The organism is Neorhizobium sp. DAR64860/K0K1 (genome assembly GCF_050500205.1).
GTDB classification, from domain to species: domain Bacteria; phylum Pseudomonadota; class Alphaproteobacteria; order Rhizobiales; family Rhizobiaceae; genus Neorhizobium; species Neorhizobium soli.
On sequence record NZ_CP191459.1, the window covers coordinates 1873187 to 1889803 of the forward strand.

The window sequence follows — 16617 nt, forward strand, 5'->3', positions numbered from 1 at the left end:
GGAACCTAACAAGACGTGGGCTGCCTTTGGCAGAGAGCCGGCTACGTATTGCGAGATCAGAAAATCGACTCTCTCAATATTCAGATGCATAAACTAAGCCGCAATCGTTGGCGTGAACGAAATTCAGTTCTCGCAATCAATGCCATCAGGTCGAATCGTCTGAAACCAAAACCGAGCGCTCCACTCTGCGTAGTGCAGGGCGAAGGATGTATTATACAGTTGCATCCGAGCCATGTCGATAAACCTGCCGGTATTGTCCGGTAGATGACAGTCCTCGGTATGCGGGGCGATCCCATCGCGCGCGATGCGCGGAAAGGATTTTCTTGGCGCGGATGCCTTGCCCGCCGAATGCAGCCTGATTACATGATCCTTGAAAAAGAAGGCATTTCTCATGGCAATACAATCTTCTGTTCTCGACCTCATCGGCAATACGCCGCTCATCAGGCTGGCGGCTGCATCCGATGCAACCGGATGCGAAATCCTCGGCAAGGCCGAATTTCTCAATCCCGGTCAGTCGGTCAAGGATCGCGCAGCGCTCTATATCATTAGAGATGCCGAGAAGAAGGGGCTTCTGAAGCCGGGCGGAGTGATCGTCGAAGGGACCGCCGGCAATACCGGTATCGGTCTGACCCTGGTCGCAAAGGCATTGGGGTATCGAACCGTCATCGTCATTCCGGAGACCCAGAGCCAGGAGAAGAAGGACGCGCTGAGACTGATGGGCGCCGAGCTCGTGGAAGTACCAGCCGTTCCCTACAAGAACCCGAACAACTATGTGAAGGTTTCCGGTCGCCTTGCCGAGCAGCTTGCCAAGACGGAACCTGCGGGCGCGATCTGGGCAAACCAGTTCGACAATGTTGCCAACCGGCAGGCCCATATCGAGATGACGGGCCCCGAGATCTTCGAACAGACGGGCGGCAAGGTGGACGGCTTCGTCTGCGCAGTCGGCTCCGGCGGTACGCTGGTCGGTACAGCCATGGCGTTGCGGGCGCTTAACCCCGCCGTCAAGATCGGCATCGCGGATCCGGAAGGTGCCGCACTCTACGAATTTTATGCGCACGGCGAGATGAAATCCGAGGGAAGTTCGATCACCGAGGGCATCGGTCAGGGACGTATCACCGCCAATCTCGAAGGGTTTGCGCCTGACTATTCCTATCGCATTTCGGACGCTGAAGCGCTGCCGATCGTGTTCGATCTGATTGAGAACGAGGGGCTTTGCCTCGGCGGCTCTTCCGGCATCAACATCGCGGGCGCGATGCGCCTGGCAAAGGATCTCGGCCCCGGCCATACGATCGTGACGATCCTTTGCGACTACGGCAACCGCTATCAGTCCAAACTCTTCAACCCGGATTTCCTGCAGTCCAAGGGCCTGCCGGTTCCGGGCTGGCTCACGAAGAAGACCAAGATCGATATTCCGTTCGAAACCGTCTGAAACCGACCGCAGAGAACAGAACCGATGGCAACTGAACTCCTCTATCGCGACGACTTCTATCTCTCGACACTGGAGGCGGTGGTTACCGCGATCCACGAGGATGGCGGCATCGAATTCGACCGCACCTGCTTCTATGTGACATCTGGGGGGCAACCTGGTGATACCGGCAGTCTGGAGCGCGCCGACGGAACCAGGATCAAGCTTGGCCAGACACGGCACGGCGAGACGAAGGACATCGTCGTCCACGTTCCGCTGGAAGGCGAACCGCGGCCGACGGTCGGCGAAACTGTTGTCATGCATGTCGACTGGGACAGACGGCACAAGCTGATGCGGATGCATACGGCCTGCCACCTGCTGTCGGTCGTCTGCTCCTACCCGATCACCGGTGCCGCAGTTGGCGAAGACGAATCGCGTGTCGATTTCGACATGACCGCCGTCATCGACAAGGATGAGGTGACCGCCGGCTTGATGGATCTCGTCACGCAGAACCATCCGGTCTACCTGCAATGGATCACCGACGCGGAACTGGCGGCCAACCCTGGCATCGTCAAATCGAAGAACGTCCGGCCGCCGGTCGGGCTCGGGCGCGTCAGCCTTGTCTGCATCGGCGAGGATTCGAGCGTTGACAGCCAGCCGTGCGGCGGCACACATGTTGCAAACACCGGGGAAGTGGGCGCTATCCACATTTCCAAAATCGAGAAAAAGGGCAAGGAAAACCGTCGCTTCCGGATCCGGTTCGGCGATATCGCCACGGATGCCTGAAGACACTCGTTTGTCCGGACCGGTTTCTCACCGAATACCGCGTTTTATCAAGGTAGGAGTTTTGACATGAGCGACACCAGCCGTTTCGTCGTTTCGTCCGAGTGGCTCGAAAACGAGCTCGGAAGCCCGGATTTGAGAATCGTCGACGCCTCCTTCTACCTGCCTGCCCACAACCGCGATGCAGATACCGAATATGCGGCAGGGCATATTCCCGGTGCCGTGCGTTTCGATCACGACAAAGTCGCGGATCATTCCACCGGTCTCCCGCATATGGTGCCCTCGCCCGATGTGTTTGCCGATGCTGTCGGCAAGCTCGGCATCAGCGAGAATGACGTCATCGTCATCTACGACGGCCCGGGCATCTTTTCTTCGCCGCGCGGCTGGTGGCTGTTCCGCATTATGGGTGCGAAACAGGTGTTTATCCTGGACGGTGGCCTCGATGGCTGGAAAGCGGAAGGGCGAGCGCTCGAAACCGAGATCCCCTCGCCGGTTGCGTCCAATTTCGATGCGGAGCTTCGCCTCGACAAGGTCATCGACTACCATCAGATGATGTCGATCGTCAGCGATCGTACAAGCCAGATTGCGGATGCACGGCCGGCCGGACGCTTTACCGGCACAGAGCCGGAACCCCGCGCTGGCATGCGCTCCGGTCATATGCCGGGTGCGGTCAACGCTCCCTCCAGCAGCTTTTCGACAAACGGCAAGCTGAAGACGATACCCGAACTGCGCCAGGCTATCGAAGCCGCGGGAATCGATTTGGGGCGCCCGGTCGTGACGAGCTGCGGTTCGGGCATTACCGCTGCGATCATCACGCTTGCGCTGGAATCGCTCGGGCATGAGGACAACGCGCTTTATGACGGGTCTTGGACGGAATGGGGCGGACGCTCGGACACGCCGATCGAGACAGGACCGGCTAAGCCTACCCCTGCAATCTCGTCGCAGGCGTAACGATGGCGAAAAAGCCCGTACCGCTGAAGGCGCGCGTCACCGTTCTGGAAATGACGGCCGCGCCCAAGACAAGCATGCCGATTCCGGCCAACATTCAAACCGCCATCATACGCACCACCGAAGTGCCGTTGCATTTCTACCGGTACCTATACCGGCAAGTCGGCAAACGCTGGCACTGGTACGATAGGCTGCGGTTGTCCGACGCCGAGCTTGCGGCCGCGATCCACAACCCGCGCTGTTCGATCACGATCCTTCTGGTCGACGGATCGCCAGCCGGATTCTACGAGCTGAACTCTACTGACGACAACGTCGTAGAGCTGTCCTATTTCGGCCTGTTCGAGCGGGCCCTCGGGCTCGGCATCGGCAAGTGGTTCCTGACGCAGGCTCTTTATTCTGCGTGGCAGAACAACCCGGAGAAGGTCACCGTCACCACCAATTCGCTCGACCATCCCCGGGCGCTGCAGCTCTACCAGATGATGGGTTTTTCGCCCGTCTCGACATACGAGGCCGAGATCGTGCCGATGACCAGCGCGGAACTGGTGAAGGTGCTGGACAGCTAGCTCGCGCAAGGATCGGGTGGCGCTTCAAAGCCCGACGGGTCATCTCCTATGACTAGAAAAGGAGACGACCATGCCAATCTTCAACGCGATCCCGGGTGACCACGCAGAGCATCTATGGAACGGAGGCAGCGATTCCTACGGGCACCAACCGGAGACCATGATCTCGGATGGTCCCGGATATCCCTGCCGCCATTGCCTCAGGAATATCGACGCGGGCGAAAGCCTGTTCGTTCTTGCCTATCGACCGTTTCCGACAACGCAGCCCTATGCCGAAACCGGTCCCATCTTCCTGCATAAGACGCCCTGCCCACGGTTTATCGCGGAAGAGGTTCTACCGCCGATTCTGGTCAGTCCGGATTACATCGTCCGGGGTTATGCAGAAGATAACAGGATCGTCTACGGCACGGGTGCGGTGACCCCGACGTCCGAAATCATGCGGCGCGCCGAAGACCTGCTTCAACGCGCCGATATCGCCTATGTCCACGTTCGCTCGGCCCGCAACAACTGTTTCCAGTGCCGGATTGACGCGGCTTAGCAGGAGCCCCTTATGCCTGCGGGTCTCCGCCGTCCCGCTCCAGCTTTTCGGCAAAATCGAGGAGCTGCCGCACGAGATCGCCCGCAGCCTTGTCGTTTTGTTCGATCCTGCGAGCCGACACTTCTCTCAGGTTGAGAAGCGCCGCTTCCACACTGCGCGGCAGAGCCGGGCCGCGGTCATGATGTGGCCCCCTGTCGTGATCGCGGTGGTGTTCGTGCCGTTCCTGCTTCTGCTTGATCTTTTCAGCCAGCTCGGACAAGCGCTCGAGGATGGTCGTTGCGAAACTGCGGTTCTCATCGAGATGCGCACGGCCCTCGTCAGTGATGGTGTAACGCTTCTTGTTGCCATCCGCTTCAGCCGTCACGTAGCCGGCTTCCTCAAGATAGGTCAGCGTCGGATAGATGACGCCGGGGCTGGGTGCGTAAAAACCATACGTCATATCTTCGATATGTTTTATGATCTCGTAGCCGTGGCGGGCTTCTTTCTCGATCAAGGCCAGGACGACCAGTCTGAGATCGCCCTGCATCAGAAAGCGACCGATACGTCCCTCGCCATCGTCGCCGAAGCCACGACCACCGCCCGGCCCGCCTTTTCCGCCAAAACCCCTACCCGCAAAGCCTTTGCTGAACGGACCGCCCCGCATGGTAAATAGTCCCTCGAAGCCCGAGCGATCGGCGTTGCAGCTTCTGTGGGTTTCAAATCGTTGAAACATCTTACTCTCCTTTAGAGTATCTTTCGATATATCTAAAGCTAGCACATTTCCGCAATACTGCAAGCTGCCAGATATATCTAAGTCATATCCGTTTGATTTTTGTGGCGGATTTTTTTCGAGCTATCTGCGGCGCGCGGTGCGGCCGATCCGGATTGACCGTCGCGTCGTTACCCGGCAGTCACCGAACTTTCGCCGACCGTCATTTTAGGGATGCGTCCGTGGGCGATTGTGCCTAAGCTCGCCTCCATCAGTGATCCGGAGGGAGATATTAGATGTCGCTTTTCACCAAAGACCTTTTCGAAAATCATGCGGTCTCGCGCCGATCCCTTCTCGGTGGCATTGCGGCCACATCGGCGCTGGTCATGCTCCACCCGTTTGCGGCACGCGCGGCCGCCAACCAGGCGCATCTGCGGCTGATGGAGACGACAGACATCCACGTGCATGTCTTCCCTTATGATTATTATGCCGACAAGCCGAACGACACACTTGGACTGGCCCGTACCGCCTCGCTCATCGATTCGATTCGAGCCGAAGCCGGAAATTCGATGCTGATCGACAACGGCGACTTCCTGCAGGGCAATCCGCTCGGGGACTACATCGCCTATGAGCGTGGCATGAAGGAGGGCGACAAGCATCCCGTGATCACTGCGATGAACGTGCTGGGATATGACGTCGGCACGCTTGGAAACCACGAATTCAACTACGGCCTCGATTTCCTGTTCAAGGTTCTTGCAGGATCCGGCTTCCCGCATGTCTGCGCCAACCTGACCAAGGGCCAGCTTGCCTCCAGTGCCAAGGACGACGATCTCTTCTTCAAACCCTACGTGATCATCGAAAAGCAGATCCGCGACGGTTCCGGCCAGTTGACCCCGATCAAGGTCGGCTTCATCGGCTTCGTGCCGCCACAGATCATGACCTGGGATAGCAAGAATCTTGAGGGCAAGGCGCAGACGCGCGATATCGTCGATGCTGCCAAGGCCTGGGTGCCCGTCATGAAGGAGGAAGGCGCCGACATCGTCATCGCCCTCTCTCATTCCGGCATCGATGGTTCCGGCCAGAGCGATCGGATGGAAAACGCGTCTCTTTATCTCGCAGGGATCGAGGGTATCGATGCGATCTTCACCGGTCACCAGCATCTGGTTTTCCCGGGTCCAAAGGATTTCGAGGGCATTGCCGGCGCTGATGCCAAGAAAGGCACGCTGATGGGCAAGCCCGCCGTCATGGCCGGGTTCTGGGGCTCCCATATGGGTCTGATCGACCTGTTGATCGAAAAGGATGGCAGCGGCTGGAAGATCGTCGATTCCACCTCGGAAGTCAGACCGATCTATCACCGCGACGAAAATCGCAAGATCGTTGCCGACGTCAAGGACAAGCCTGAGGTCACCGCGGCCATCAAGCCGGAACACGAGGCGACGCTTGCCTATATCCGCCGCCCGGTCGGCAAGACATCTGCGCCGCTCTATTCCTACTTCGCGCTGGTCGCGGATGATCCGTCGGTGCAGATCGTCTCAAATGCGCAGACCTGGTACATCAAGGACATGCTGAAGGAAGGCGAGTACAAGGACCTCCCGGTGCTGTCCGCTGCCGCTCCCTTCAAGGCCGGCGGTCGCGGCGGTGCGGATTACTTCACCGACGTCCCGACCGGCGACATCGCCATCAAGAATGTCGCGGATCTCTATCTCTATCCCAACACGGTTCAGGCCGTGCTGATATCGGGCGCGCAGGTCAAGAACTGGCTGGAAATGTCGGCTGGCATGTTCAACCAGGTCAAACCGGGATCAAAGGATGTTCCGCTGCTCAACGCCGGTTTCCCGTCCTACAATTTCGACGTGATCGATGGCGTGACCTACCAGATCGACCTGTCCCAGCCGTCGCGCTTCGACAAGGACGGAAAGGTACTGGACGAGAATGCTCACCGTATCGTCGACCTGAAGTTTGACGGCAAGCCGATCGATCCGGCGCAGAAGTTTGTCGTCGTCACCAATAACTACCGTGCCGGCGGTGGGGGCAAGTTTCCGGAGATCGCCAGCGACAAGGTCATTTTCGTCGCCCCCGACACCAACCGCGACGTCGTTGTTCGCTACATCATCGATCAAGGGACGATCAATCCTTCGGCCGACGACAACTGGTCGTTCAAGGCGCAGCCCGGATCCACGGCCCTGTTCGAGACCGGACCCAAGGCGCGCCAGTTTGCCGGCAGCCTGAAGGGGACGAAGATCGAGGAGGCCGGCGACGGCGAGAACGGTTTCGCGAAGTTCAGACTGGTTCTCTGAGGCGCCCCATCCAGTCGTCCGGCCGAGGAGGCGTGTTATTCGGCAGCCTGCCAATACGTCCTTTCCGGCTCCTGCTTCAGGAGTTCGGGAAGGTCATCATGGTTTGGACATGAGGACAGCTTGGCTGCAAACGATTCGATCAACCACTGTCCCGCGGGTCCGGGCGGATTGGATGCCTTTCGCAAGGCGTAGATCGGATATTGCCCCTGCTCGTACGCGTCGATATCCAACGCGACCAGATCGCCGTTGCGGATGTCATCGAGCACCAGGGACGCCGGAAGCCCACCCCAACCAAGCCCACCCTTGATCAGCTGATACTTGGTGGCGATGTCACTGATGCGCCAGATCTTGTAGGACAGGACGTTGAAGTTACGCCCTGCGGTAAGGCCTGACGCGTCGGTCACGACCAGTTGCGTCTCGTCGCGCACGTCGGCGAGGGTGAGTGTGCGGTTGAGCTTCACCAGTGGATGGTCAGGCGCTGCGACCGGCAAGAGGTAGGAATGACCGATCCTTTCGGCAATCAGCGAATCGTCCTGCTTAAGGAGAGCGCCACCGATGCCGATGCCGGCCCGTCCACTGATGACCTGGCCCATCACCATGCCGAGTTCCCCGACGCTGAGGTTGAGGGCGACACTTGGAAATTTCTCTCGGAATTCGCGTAGCTGGCTGACCACCGCGTCGGCCGGCACCATCACGCTGACGGCCAGCGTGATCTCGGCTTCCAATCCCTGAGTGATGCTCTTTGCCCGAGACCGCATGATCTGCAGGTCGGCAACAATTCGCCGCGCATCCATCAGCATCGCCCGCCCGGCCTCGGTCAGTTTTGGCTGACGCGCCCCGGCCCGGTCGAACAATTGAATCTCGAGCTGCGTCTCGAGGTTGGCAATCGTGTAGCTGACAACCGACTGAGCCCGGTTCAGCAGGCGTGAGGCGGCCGAAAAACTGCCGCTTTCGGCAACTGCGATGAAGACCTGCAGCTGATCGAGGGTGGGATTCGCGTCCATGTGACCTATCCAGATTTTAGATGGAAAGCTTCGACATTATCCCCATTCCATCGATTGCCGTCTACTCCTATTTGTCTTCTCAGACAGGCGACCTCCAGTCTCCCACCGTCGAGAAATTCATAGGAAACAAAGCAATGCCATCCATCCTTCTCGTTACATCCAGCCCTCGCGGCAACGAATCGCTGTCGACAAAGATTGCTACGGAATTTGTCGACAAGCTGAAGGTCCAGCATCCAGGCGCGACTGTTGTGACCCGTGATTTGGGTCAGAACCCGATCGCCCATCTCGACACCGTGACCACATCTGCGATCCGCAAGCCCGCAGACGCTCGCAATTCCGAGGAAGCGGCAGCAGCGAAACTGTCCGATGAACTCGTCGCCGAGTTGCTCGCCGCCGATACGGTCGTGCTTGCCACGGGCCTGATCAATTTCAATATCTATTCGACGCTGAAAAGCTGGATCGACAACGTTGCCCGCGCCGGCATGACGTTCCGCTACACAGCCGAAGGTCCGCAGGGACTTGCGACCGGCAAGAAGGTCTATGTGGTTCTGTCGGCCGCCGGCATCTATTCGGAAGGCCCGGCCATGGCGATGAACCACGCCGTTCCTTACCTCAAGACGGTTCTTGGCTTCATGGGCATGAGGGATGTCGAAGTGATCTACATTGAAGGTACCGCATTCGGTCCGGAAGCGTATGAGAAGGCGATTGCCGCCGCACAGGATCGCACGCAGCAGCTTGCACTGGCGGCCTGATCCTAGACGTCCACACCGGTTGGTGAGACGAGACGCCCCTGACGGCCGTGGACATTGTCCCGGCCGTCTTTCTTTGCGTGATAGAGGCGTTGGTCCGCAACGCCGAACAGTGTCGCGAATGTGTCGCCATCGTCAGACGTGGTCGCCACTCCGATCGACACGGTGATGCACTTGCCATCCGGCCTGATGACAGACGCGCAGATATCCTGGCGAAGCCGCTCGGAGAGCGCCAAGGCTCCTTCGTGGTTCGTGTTCGGCAGGATCAGCACAAACTCCTCGCCGCCGAACCGCGAGAGATGATCGCGCGGCCGCGTTCGGGCCTTGAGCTGCGCTGCCACGTCCTTGAGCACCTCGTCCCCCTTCATGTGACCGAAGAGATCGTTCACGTCCTTGAACCGGTCTGCGTCGATGATCACGAGACTGAGCTGCTGCCGCATATCGATACTTTGCTTGATCATCGCCGGCGCATCGGCTTCCAGCCGGTTGCGATCGAAAACGCCAGTCAACCGATCGACGCCGCTTGTGGCAAGCAGTGCCTGATACCGCTCGCGAAACGTCAGATCGTGAAAAATGTCGGCAATTTCGCGCCGCGACAAGGCAAGCCTCGGAATCTGTTCGACCTTGAGATAGGCGAGCAGCAGCACGGAATAGATGATCACCGCGAGCATTTTGGCGTACCAACCGCCGAACAGGACCGATAGCGGCGCGTCGAACAGCAATCGCAGTCCGGAATAGAAGGCAAGCTGGTCAAAGCTTAGAACGATCGCACCGCTGACGGCAAAGCGCAGGATGATATGGCGCCTGAAGATCCGGCCGAAACGCTCATAGAGAAGAATGATGGCGATGGCGTCGATATAGAGCAGCGCCGTGCCCCATACCATGAGTGAGCCCATCTCGTTGAGAAAGACCATGTCGGCAGGTCGTCCGGCGGGAAGGGTGACGACCGGATGCGCCTGCAGGATCTGCGCGATGAGAACCGTCAGGAGATTGCCGAGAAACAGTCCGTAGATGGGTTGGCGCACCGTCGAGGCATCCTCTTTCAAGTACAAGAGGAGGATCATCATCAGCTTGCCCGCAAAGAAGACGGACGATCCGGGCGATACCAGCCCGAACGGCAGTTCGACATAGAAGACCGCCGCGAGGTAGGTCTCCATGAAGTGCATCACACCGAGCGCAGCCAAGAACACGCCAAGGCCAAGCTGGCGCCTGAAATGCAGGAAGGCGGCCATGATCGTGAAATAGACGATCGCTTCTGCAACGAACAGAAAGAGGTTCAAAACCTGCATCATCACGCCTTTTAAGCCTGGCGGACCTCGCGTTCACATCCCAAAGCCATGACTTTGTTGGATAATCGCAACACCAGTTATGCCGGTAAATTGCTGCGGCGCAATAGAGGATCTCGCGGGACGGACGAACAATCAGGCAGAGCGCGAAACGGCGCCATCCGAGAACAGCAAGGCGCCGTTCTGATCAATGATCTGCTGTGCCTTGCGAACGGCATATTCGGATGCGTCCTCCGCAGAGGTGAACATGTCTGCCCGCACGAAAGTGCGGACGAGTGTTTCGCCGGCGACATCTTTTTCGATGCGGCCGGCAAGCCGGAACTGGCTGCCTTCCTTGATCGGTGCAGGATAGATGCGGCATTCGCCATGCATCTGCGGCTCGGCTTCCCGTGCGGGCGCTGTTTCGGATTTCGGGCCGGAAAACATCGAAAGAAGAGAGGAAAGAAACGAAGCCATGGATGAGTGCTACCCTTTGCTCGGCACCGGCGGAATCCGAAGACCATTCCGGTGCGATTTCGACAAAATCAGATGATCAGGTTGGCAAGGATCTCGTTTTCGGTGATGTCCTCGTAACCAAGCCCCGCCGCCTCGAAGCGCTCGTGCAGACCGGCAAAGTTTCCGGACTCGGTTGTTTCAATGCCGATGAGGATCGAGCCAAAGTTGCGGGCCGACTTCTTCAGGTATTCGAAACGAGCGATATCGTCTTCCGGACCGAGAAGATTGAGAAAGTCTCGCAGGGCGCCCGGACGCTGCGGAAGGCGCAGGATGAAGTATTTCTTCAACCCCGCATAGCGCATCGCCCGTTCCTTGACGTCCGGAAGGCGTTCGAAATCGAAGTTGCCGCCGGAAACGATGCAGACTACCCGCTTTCCGGCCAGCTTCTCGCGGCCGAGCATCTCGAGCGCGGTGATCGACAGAGCACCGGCGGGCTCCAGCACAAAGCCTTCGAGGTTGAGCATCTCCGTGAGCGTCACGCAGATCGCGTTTTCGGGAACGAGCAGAACCTGATCGGGAGAAAATCCCTTCAGCATCTCGAAATTCAGTTCGCCGATCCGCGCAACCGCAGCGCCATCCACGAAGTTGTCGACCTTCGGGAGTGTGACGAGCGACCCGGTCTGGAGGCTGGTTTTCAGGCTCGGGGCACCTGTCGGCTCGGTGAAAATAAAGTTTTCCTTCGCCACCACGTCGGAAAGATAGCCGCTCAGTCCTGACGCAAGCCCACCACCGCCGACCGGCATGATGACGAGATCAGGCGTTGCGCCTTCCGGCAGTTGCTCGAGGATTTCAGCAGCGACTGTCGCCTGCCCCTCGATGATATGAGCCGCATCGAACGGTGGCACCATCATGCCACCGGTCTCCTCCACATGGGCGCGTGCCGCGGCATAGCACTGGTCAAAGATGTCGCCGACGAGCTTGATGGTGATGTACTGGCCGCCGAAGATCCGCGTCTTGTCGATCTTCTGCTGCGGCGTCGTTACCGGCATGAAGACGACGCCCGGCACTTCGAAATGCCGGCACACGAAGGCAAAGCCCTGAGCGTGATTGCCTGCCGATGCACAGACGAAGGTGCGATCCTTTGCCCCGTCGGCGATCGCCTTGCGAAGAAAGTTGAAGGCGCCGCGGATTTTGTAGGAGCGGACCGGAGACAGGTCCTCGCGCTTCAGCCAAATCTCTGCGCCGTATTTACGGCTCAGATGTTCGTTGAGCTGAAGCGGCGTCTCCGGAAAGATCGTCCGCATTGCGGCTTTTGCTTCGTCAACACCGAGCTTCGTCACGCTAAACATCCCAATTCTTCACGATTTCACCCGCTATGCCACACGTGCCGTAACAAGACCAAGCCCGTTTTGCAGACTTTCCGTTCTGTGCGCGTTTTTGGGAACAAAAACATCGATGCCCCGGATCTTCGGGTAATGGCGACGCACTCTGCGCGGCACTATTGATGCAGGAGTTTGCCGATGAACCGGGTCGCTTCCGGCAGACCCGAGCGCCAATAGGTCCAGTCGTGGCCACCTTCACGCGCCATGAAGCGGTGCGGCACGCCGAGCTTCTGCAGCTTTACCGTCAGTTCCGCATTGCCCACCAAAAAGCTGTCGGACGATCCGCAATCGATGAAGAGTTCGGTTTTGCGGATTGCGTCTGGAGGCGTCTTGTCGACGAGATCGAGAACGCTGTTGGCGTAGTAAGGCTGGTTCAGCCGATCCGTGCCTCTCAACCCCTCACCCCAAGCCTTGCCGTACCGACGGTCATAGCCTGCCTGATCCATCGCTACAATCTGCTGATCGGTTCTGAACGCAGCACTCAGCGCTGCAGCACCGGCAAACAGATCCGGATATTTCAGCGCGTAGGCCATGGCTGCATAACCACCCATGGAAAGGCCCAGAATGCCGCGCGACTTCTTGCCTGCGATCACCGGGAACGAGCCCTCAACGTGCGGAATGAATTCCTTCACGAACATATCCTGCCACAGATATTTTCCGTCGGCATCGTTCATATAATAGGTGTTGAACTTGTTTTCCTCGTCCCGCCGACCCTCAGGCGTCACGGCGATGAAGGGCGGCACTTCGCCGCTTTCGATCAGTTTGTCGAAGATCAGGTTGGCGTTCCCATACCGGTACCAGTCCTGATTCTTTCCATCGCCACCACCGTGCATCAGATAGATGACCGGGTATCGCCGTTCGTCGGATCCGTAGCCTGGAGGAAGATAGAGCGTAAACTCGACATTCTTGCCAAGGATCCGGCTCGCCATCACCTGGCCTTCCTTTACGACGCCAGCCGCGAATGCATTCGCGCTGACGAATAGACCGGCCACAACGATCAAAATTGCCCTGAGCATACGTTTTTCTCCTACCGCTCCTGATGGAAGTAGAGGGCAAGGAGATCAATTCAATTTGGAAAGGTTAAGAATGATGGTGCGGACGACGGGGGTCGAACCCGTAAGACCTGAGGTCGGCAGATTTTAAGTCTGCTGCGTCTACCAATTTCGCCACGTCCGCCTGGGTTCCTGTTTCGTGAAGTTCGCCTTCGACGTCAAGGACGGAAATTGCAGGCGGCGGCAGGCGCGCAACAAAAAAGCGCGGAGCCGAGGCCCCGCGCTTTTCACTTGAAGTGGGCAGATCAGGCGCAGAGCTTGGCTGCAGTCTTTGCAACATGGGCGCCCTGGAAGCGTGCGCCTTCGAGTTCGATCTCGGAAGGCTGGCGCGAGCCGTCGCCGTTGGTGATGGTCGTGGCGCCGTAAGGCGAGCCACCCATCACTTCTTCCGTGCCCATCTGGCCCTGGAAGGAGTAAGGCAAACCAACCACGGCCATGCCCTGGTGAAGGAAGGTCGGGATGAAGCCGAGAATCGTCGATTCCTGGCCGCCATGTTGGGTGGCCGACGAGGTGAACACGGAGCCGACCTTGCCGATCAGCTTGCCAGCGAACCACAGGCCACCGGTCTGATCCCAGAAATTGCGCATCTGCGAGGCAACCGAACCGTAACGGGTACCGGCACCGACGATGATCGCATCGTATTCGGCGAGCTCGTCGGGCGTGGCGATCGGAGCCTTCTGATCAAGCTTGAAGTGCGATGCCTTGGCAACCTCTTCAGGAACCAGTTCCGGAACGCGCTTGACGGTCACTTCGGCACCGGCCGAGCGAGCGCCTTCGGCGACAGCATACGCCATCGTCTCGATATGGCCGTACGAGGAATAGTAGAGAACCAGTACTTTTGTCATTGTTTTCGATTCCTTTGCAGGTGCTGGAATGATGATCGCAAGGCGGCGACGGACCACGTCACGATCATGGCAAGCAGGACGCTTTCCGTTAACAGGCCTCGAGGCTTAGCTAGCGCAGTGTCACAGCACCGGCCAGAGGGCGATCTCTGCACGGACTGTCCACAATTGCTGAACGCGATCGAATGCTTGTCGTTTCATTCGCACGTCAGTTTTTGGATTGAACGATTGCAATCGTTTCCCGGCGCGCGCTAACGTTCCCGTGCAATGAGAAAGCGAGCGCCTCCATGTCCGATACCCTGTCATCCTCACCTACCCTCGTCAGCGCGGCGATGCTCGCCATCGGCGACGAGCTTCTTTCCGGCCGGACCAAGGACAAGAATATCGGCCACCTCGCCGACCTGCTGACGCTTTCAGGCATCGACCTGAAGGAAGTGCGCATCGTTGCGGACGAAGAAGACGCGATCGTTGAGTCTCTGAACACTTTGCGTGCCCGCTACGATTACGTCTTCACATCCGGCGGCATCGGCCCGACCCATGACGACATCACAGCGGATGCAGTCTCAAAAGCATTCGAAGTGCCCTGCATTCACGACCCGGAAGCGATGCGGTTGCTCGCCGAGATGTACAAGCGCCGCGAAATGGAATTCACCGAGGCCCGCCAACGCATGGCGCGGATGCCGCAGGGTGCCACGCATATTGCCAATCCGGTTTCGACGGCACCCGGCTTCGTCATCGGCAATGTCCACGTGATGGCCGGTGTACCGCAGGTGTTCCAGGCGATGATGGACAATGTTCTGCCGACGCTCAAATCGGGCTCGAAAGTGCTGTCGCGCGCAATTGCCTGCCCCTATGGCGAGGGCGATATCGGGACCCCGCTTGCGGCTGTGCAGAAGGCGCATCCGGAGACCAGCATCGGCTCTTATCCGAAATACGACGGCAAGCGCTTTTCAACCGAGCTGGTGGTCCGCGCCCGCGATCCGCAGGTTCTGGACGCGGCCGCGCAGGCTGTCGCGGACATGATTGCCAATATCGACGGCACCCGGATTGCCGACAACCCGACGGCGGACGCCTGAGAGAGACCTGCGCGAGCTGGCCTTCCCCAAGTCGATCGACCAAGCCCGATCTGGGCATCACGTAACAATTAGAGACCGGATTTCGGCTCCCCGGCGCCGGTCAACAAGGGAGATGACGCCATGGCTTACAAAACCATTCTTGCTGTCCTCGACATTCCGCAGAACGCCCGGCAAATGGCGGATTTTGGCGCGGCCCTGGCTGAAACGTTTTCCGCCCACCTAATTGGCGTGCATGCCGAGACGCTTGCCGCCGTGCCGTTGATTGCGCCAATGGAGATCCCCGATCCCGCAGCGGTCCAGGTCCTGCAGGAGGTTGCTCAGAAGGAAACGGCCATGGTCGCCGACATCTTCAACACGGTGTCCACGCGTGAGGGACTGTCGCGCGAATGGCGCAGTTTCGTCTCCTCTGCCGGATATGGCGCGAGTTCGGTGATGGAGACTGCCCGGACCGCGGACCTCATCATTGCAAGCCAGAGCGACCCTTCGCATTCGGATCACCGGGCCGATCTCGAAACATTCCTGTTCGAGAGCGGTCGCCCGATGTTGCTCGTTCCCCACCGGATGACCGCCTTCAAGCCGATCGAGCGTGTTCTGATCGGTTGGAACGGTTCCAAGGAAGCGGCCCGCGCGACCTTCGACGCCCTGCCCTTCCTCAAGACCGCCGCAAGTGTGGAAGTGCTCGTCGTCGACCCGCCGGAGCGCGGCGACCAGACGGCCGAGTTTGCGGGAACCGAGATTGCCACAAGTCTTGCGCGACATGGCGTCAACGTCACTGTCACCACGCGGATCGGTAGCCGCGAGACGCCAGCCAAGGCCATCGAAAACCGGCTTTTGGACGACAGTATCGATCTGCTGGTCATGGGTGGCTACGGCCATTCCCGCTGGTGGGAAATGCTGTTCGGAGGGACGACACGCAGCGTTCTGGATTCAATGACCGCGCTGACGCTTCTGTCGCGATGAAGGGTCGGACCGAAGTCGTCCTACCCACCTTGCCAGAAACATCCGTTTCCCGCTATTAGCGAGAGCCAAAGCAGATCTAAGCCAAGGCTCTCCAATGTCTCTTCCCGAAAAAGCTTTCCCCGTCTCCTGGGACCAGTTCCACCGTGATGCGCGCGCGCTGGCGTGGCGTCTCGCCGGTTTGGGTCAGGAGTTCAGAGCGATCGTCTGCATCACGCGCGGCGGCCTTGTGCCGGCGGCGATTATTTCGCGCGAGCTGAACATCCGCCTGATCGAGACCGTCTGCATCGCGTCCTACCACGACTACGTCAACCAGGGTGAGATGAACCTTCTGAAAGGGATTTCGCCCGAGCTCTGCGAAGACGGTGGGCTTGGCATACTCGTGATCGACGACCTGACCGACACCGGCAAGACAGCCTCCGAGGTGCGTGCCATGCTGCCAAAGGCGCATTTCGGCTGCGTCTATGCAAAGCCGTCGGGCGTGCCGATGATCGATACGTTCGTGACCGAGGTCAGCCAGGATACGTGGATCTATTTCCCCTGGGATATGGGCTTCACCTACCAGGAGCCGATCGCCAAGGGCCACAAGGGCTGAATTGCCATACGACATCCAGA

General features: G+C 58.9%; 18 protein-coding genes and 1 tRNA gene. 10 read left to right on the plus strand and 9 right to left on the minus strand.

All coding sequences use genetic code 11. The features are described 5' to 3' along the window. Positions 1-123 precede the first annotated feature (123 nt). A complete protein-coding gene (locus tag ACQY1J_RS13725; protein WP_430250112.1) occupies positions 124-393 on the minus strand; it encodes a hypothetical protein in 270 nt (89 codons plus the stop codon). Between ACQY1J_RS13725 and ACQY1J_RS13730 the strand changes: the two genes are divergently transcribed. The 5 genes from ACQY1J_RS13730 to ACQY1J_RS13750 all read left to right on the plus strand — a co-directional run bounded on the left by ACQY1J_RS13730 (position 392) and on the right by ACQY1J_RS13750 (position 4234). Then, complete coding sequence (locus ACQY1J_RS13730; RefSeq protein ID WP_430250114.1) at positions 392-1429, plus strand: cysteine synthase A; 1038 nt, start codon at positions 392-394, stop codon at positions 1427-1429. The genes ACQY1J_RS13725 and ACQY1J_RS13730 overlap by 2 nt on opposite strands. Positions 1430-1453: 24 nt before the next feature. Next, positions 1454-2191, plus strand: a complete 738-nt coding sequence (locus ACQY1J_RS13735) for an alanyl-tRNA editing protein (protein ID WP_430250116.1) — start codon at positions 1454-1456, stop codon at positions 2189-2191. Positions 2192-2257: 66 nt separating this feature from the next. Next, positions 2258-3139: a 3-mercaptopyruvate sulfurtransferase gene (gene sseA / locus ACQY1J_RS13740; RefSeq protein ID WP_430250118.1), complete on the plus strand. Its 882-nt coding sequence runs from the start codon at positions 2258-2260 to the stop codon at positions 3137-3139. Positions 3140-3141: 2 nt separating this feature from the next. Next, the gene (locus tag ACQY1J_RS13745) at positions 3142-3699 is read left to right on the plus strand and encodes a GNAT family N-acetyltransferase (RefSeq protein ID WP_430250119.1); all 558 of its coding nucleotides are present in this window, start codon (positions 3142-3144) and stop codon (positions 3697-3699) included. A 70-nt stretch (positions 3700-3769) separates the two neighbouring features. Continuing rightward, entirely contained in the window at positions 3770-4234 is a 465-nt protein-coding gene (locus ACQY1J_RS13750) for a DUF1203 domain-containing protein (protein ID WP_092662080.1), read from the plus strand. Positions 4235-4244: 10 nt separating this feature from the next. Here the strand turns inward: ACQY1J_RS13750 and ACQY1J_RS13755 are convergent, their stop codons facing one another. Next, positions 4245-4946 (minus strand): PadR family transcriptional regulator, encoded by a 702-nt coding sequence (locus ACQY1J_RS13755; RefSeq protein WP_062580312.1) that lies wholly within the window; start codon positions 4944-4946, stop codon positions 4245-4247. A gap of 272 nt (positions 4947-5218) precedes the next feature. Between ACQY1J_RS13755 and ACQY1J_RS13760 the strand changes: the two genes are divergently transcribed. Continuing rightward, entirely contained in the window at positions 5219-7219 is a 2001-nt protein-coding gene (locus ACQY1J_RS13760; protein ID WP_430250120.1) for a bifunctional 2',3'-cyclic-nucleotide 2'-phosphodiesterase/3'-nucleotidase, read from the plus strand. A 35-nt stretch (positions 7220-7254) separates the two neighbouring features. Here the strand turns inward: ACQY1J_RS13760 and ACQY1J_RS13765 are convergent, their stop codons facing one another. Then, complete coding sequence (locus ACQY1J_RS13765; protein WP_062457631.1) at positions 7255-8223, minus strand: LysR family transcriptional regulator; 969 nt, start codon at positions 8221-8223, stop codon at positions 7255-7257. Positions 8224-8357: 134 nt separating this feature from the next. Between ACQY1J_RS13765 and ACQY1J_RS13770 the strand changes: the two genes are divergently transcribed. Next, positions 8358-8975: an FMN-dependent NADH-azoreductase gene (locus tag ACQY1J_RS13770; protein ID WP_430250121.1), complete on the plus strand. Its 618-nt coding sequence runs from the start codon at positions 8358-8360 to the stop codon at positions 8973-8975. A gap of 2 nt (positions 8976-8977) precedes the next feature. Here ACQY1J_RS13770 and ACQY1J_RS13775 read toward each other — a convergent pair whose 3' ends face one another. The 6 genes from ACQY1J_RS13775 to wrbA form a co-directional block, all read right to left on the minus strand. Beyond that, positions 8978-10264 carry a GGDEF domain-containing protein gene (locus tag ACQY1J_RS13775; RefSeq protein ID WP_174196768.1) on the minus strand — a complete coding sequence of 429 codons (1287 nt, stop codon included), beginning with the start codon at positions 10262-10264 and terminating at the stop codon, positions 8978-8980. Between the two features lie 129 nt (positions 10265-10393). Further along, on the minus strand, positions 10394-10714 hold the full coding sequence (locus ACQY1J_RS13780; protein ID WP_430250122.1) for an HlyU family transcriptional regulator: 321 nt from the start codon (positions 10712-10714) through the stop codon (positions 10394-10396). A gap of 68 nt (positions 10715-10782) precedes the next feature. Then, positions 10783-12033: a threonine ammonia-lyase gene (gene ilvA / locus ACQY1J_RS13785; protein WP_425503222.1), complete on the minus strand. Its 1251-nt coding sequence runs from the start codon at positions 12031-12033 to the stop codon at positions 10783-10785. A gap of 158 nt (positions 12034-12191) precedes the next feature. Next, positions 12192-13091, minus strand: a complete 900-nt coding sequence (locus ACQY1J_RS13790) for an alpha/beta hydrolase (protein ID WP_430250124.1) — start codon at positions 13089-13091, stop codon at positions 12192-12194. A gap of 74 nt (positions 13092-13165) precedes the next feature. Beyond that, positions 13166-13251, minus strand: a tRNA-Leu gene (locus ACQY1J_RS13795). A gap of 121 nt (positions 13252-13372) precedes the next feature. Next, the gene (gene wrbA, locus ACQY1J_RS13800; protein ID WP_062581387.1) at positions 13373-13972 is read right to left on the minus strand and encodes an NAD(P)H:quinone oxidoreductase type IV; all 600 of its coding nucleotides are present in this window, start codon (positions 13970-13972) and stop codon (positions 13373-13375) included. Positions 13973-14256: 284 nt separating this feature from the next. On the opposite strand from wrbA, the gene ACQY1J_RS13805 reads away from it, so the two are divergent. The 3 genes from ACQY1J_RS13805 to gpt all read left to right on the plus strand — a co-directional run bounded on the left by ACQY1J_RS13805 (position 14257) and on the right by gpt (position 16597). Then, positions 14257-15045: a competence/damage-inducible protein A gene (locus ACQY1J_RS13805; RefSeq protein WP_430250126.1), complete on the plus strand. Its 789-nt coding sequence runs from the start codon at positions 14257-14259 to the stop codon at positions 15043-15045. A 120-nt stretch (positions 15046-15165) separates the two neighbouring features. Next, the gene (locus ACQY1J_RS13810; RefSeq protein WP_062457648.1) at positions 15166-16005 is read left to right on the plus strand and encodes a universal stress protein; all 840 of its coding nucleotides are present in this window, start codon (positions 15166-15168) and stop codon (positions 16003-16005) included. Between the two features lie 94 nt (positions 16006-16099). Then, entirely contained in the window at positions 16100-16597 is a 498-nt protein-coding gene (gene gpt, locus ACQY1J_RS13815; protein ID WP_092662062.1) for a xanthine phosphoribosyltransferase, read from the plus strand. Positions 16598-16617: the final 20 nt, after the last annotated feature.

Excerpts from the sequence above, each read along its gene's own strand:
- ACQY1J_RS13730 (WP_430250114.1), top strand. The coding sequence starts at position 392 with ATGGCAATACAATCTTCTGTTCTCGACCTCATCGGCAATACGCCGCTC.
- ACQY1J_RS13725 (WP_430250112.1), bottom strand. The coding sequence starts at position 393 with ATGAGAAATGCCTTCTTTTTCAAGGATCATGTAATCAGGCTGCATTCG.
- ACQY1J_RS13735 (WP_430250116.1), top strand. The coding sequence starts at position 1,454 with ATGGCAACTGAACTCCTCTATCGCGACGACTTCTATCTCTCGACACTG.
- sseA (WP_430250118.1), top strand. The coding sequence starts at position 2,258 with ATGAGCGACACCAGCCGTTTCGTCGTTTCGTCCGAGTGGCTCGAAAAC.
- ACQY1J_RS13745 (WP_430250119.1), top strand. The coding sequence starts at position 3,142 with ATGGCGAAAAAGCCCGTACCGCTGAAGGCGCGCGTCACCGTTCTGGAA.
- ACQY1J_RS13750 (WP_092662080.1), top strand. The coding sequence starts at position 3,770 with ATGCCAATCTTCAACGCGATCCCGGGTGACCACGCAGAGCATCTATGG.
- ACQY1J_RS13755 (WP_062580312.1), bottom strand. The coding sequence starts at position 4,946 with ATGTTTCAACGATTTGAAACCCACAGAAGCTGCAACGCCGATCGCTCG.
- ACQY1J_RS13760 (WP_430250120.1), top strand. The coding sequence starts at position 5,219 with ATGTCGCTTTTCACCAAAGACCTTTTCGAAAATCATGCGGTCTCGCGC.
- ACQY1J_RS13765 (WP_062457631.1), bottom strand. The coding sequence starts at position 8,223 with ATGGACGCGAATCCCACCCTCGATCAGCTGCAGGTCTTCATCGCAGTT.
- ACQY1J_RS13770 (WP_430250121.1), top strand. The coding sequence starts at position 8,358 with ATGCCATCCATCCTTCTCGTTACATCCAGCCCTCGCGGCAACGAATCG.
- ACQY1J_RS13775 (WP_174196768.1), bottom strand. The coding sequence starts at position 10,264 with ATGATGCAGGTTTTGAACCTCTTTCTGTTCGTTGCAGAAGCGATCGTC.
- ACQY1J_RS13780 (WP_430250122.1), bottom strand. The coding sequence starts at position 10,714 with ATGGCTTCGTTTCTTTCCTCTCTTCTTTCGATGTTTTCCGGCCCGAAA.
- ACQY1J_RS13790 (WP_430250124.1), bottom strand. The coding sequence starts at position 13,091 with ATGCTCAGGGCAATTTTGATCGTTGTGGCCGGTCTATTCGTCAGCGCG.
- wrbA (WP_062581387.1), bottom strand. The coding sequence starts at position 13,972 with ATGACAAAAGTACTGGTTCTCTACTATTCCTCGTACGGCCATATCGAG.
- ACQY1J_RS13805 (WP_430250126.1), top strand. The coding sequence starts at position 14,257 with ATGTCCGATACCCTGTCATCCTCACCTACCCTCGTCAGCGCGGCGATG.
- ACQY1J_RS13810 (WP_062457648.1), top strand. The coding sequence starts at position 15,166 with ATGGCTTACAAAACCATTCTTGCTGTCCTCGACATTCCGCAGAACGCC.
- gpt (WP_092662062.1), top strand. The coding sequence starts at position 16,100 with ATGTCTCTTCCCGAAAAAGCTTTCCCCGTCTCCTGGGACCAGTTCCAC.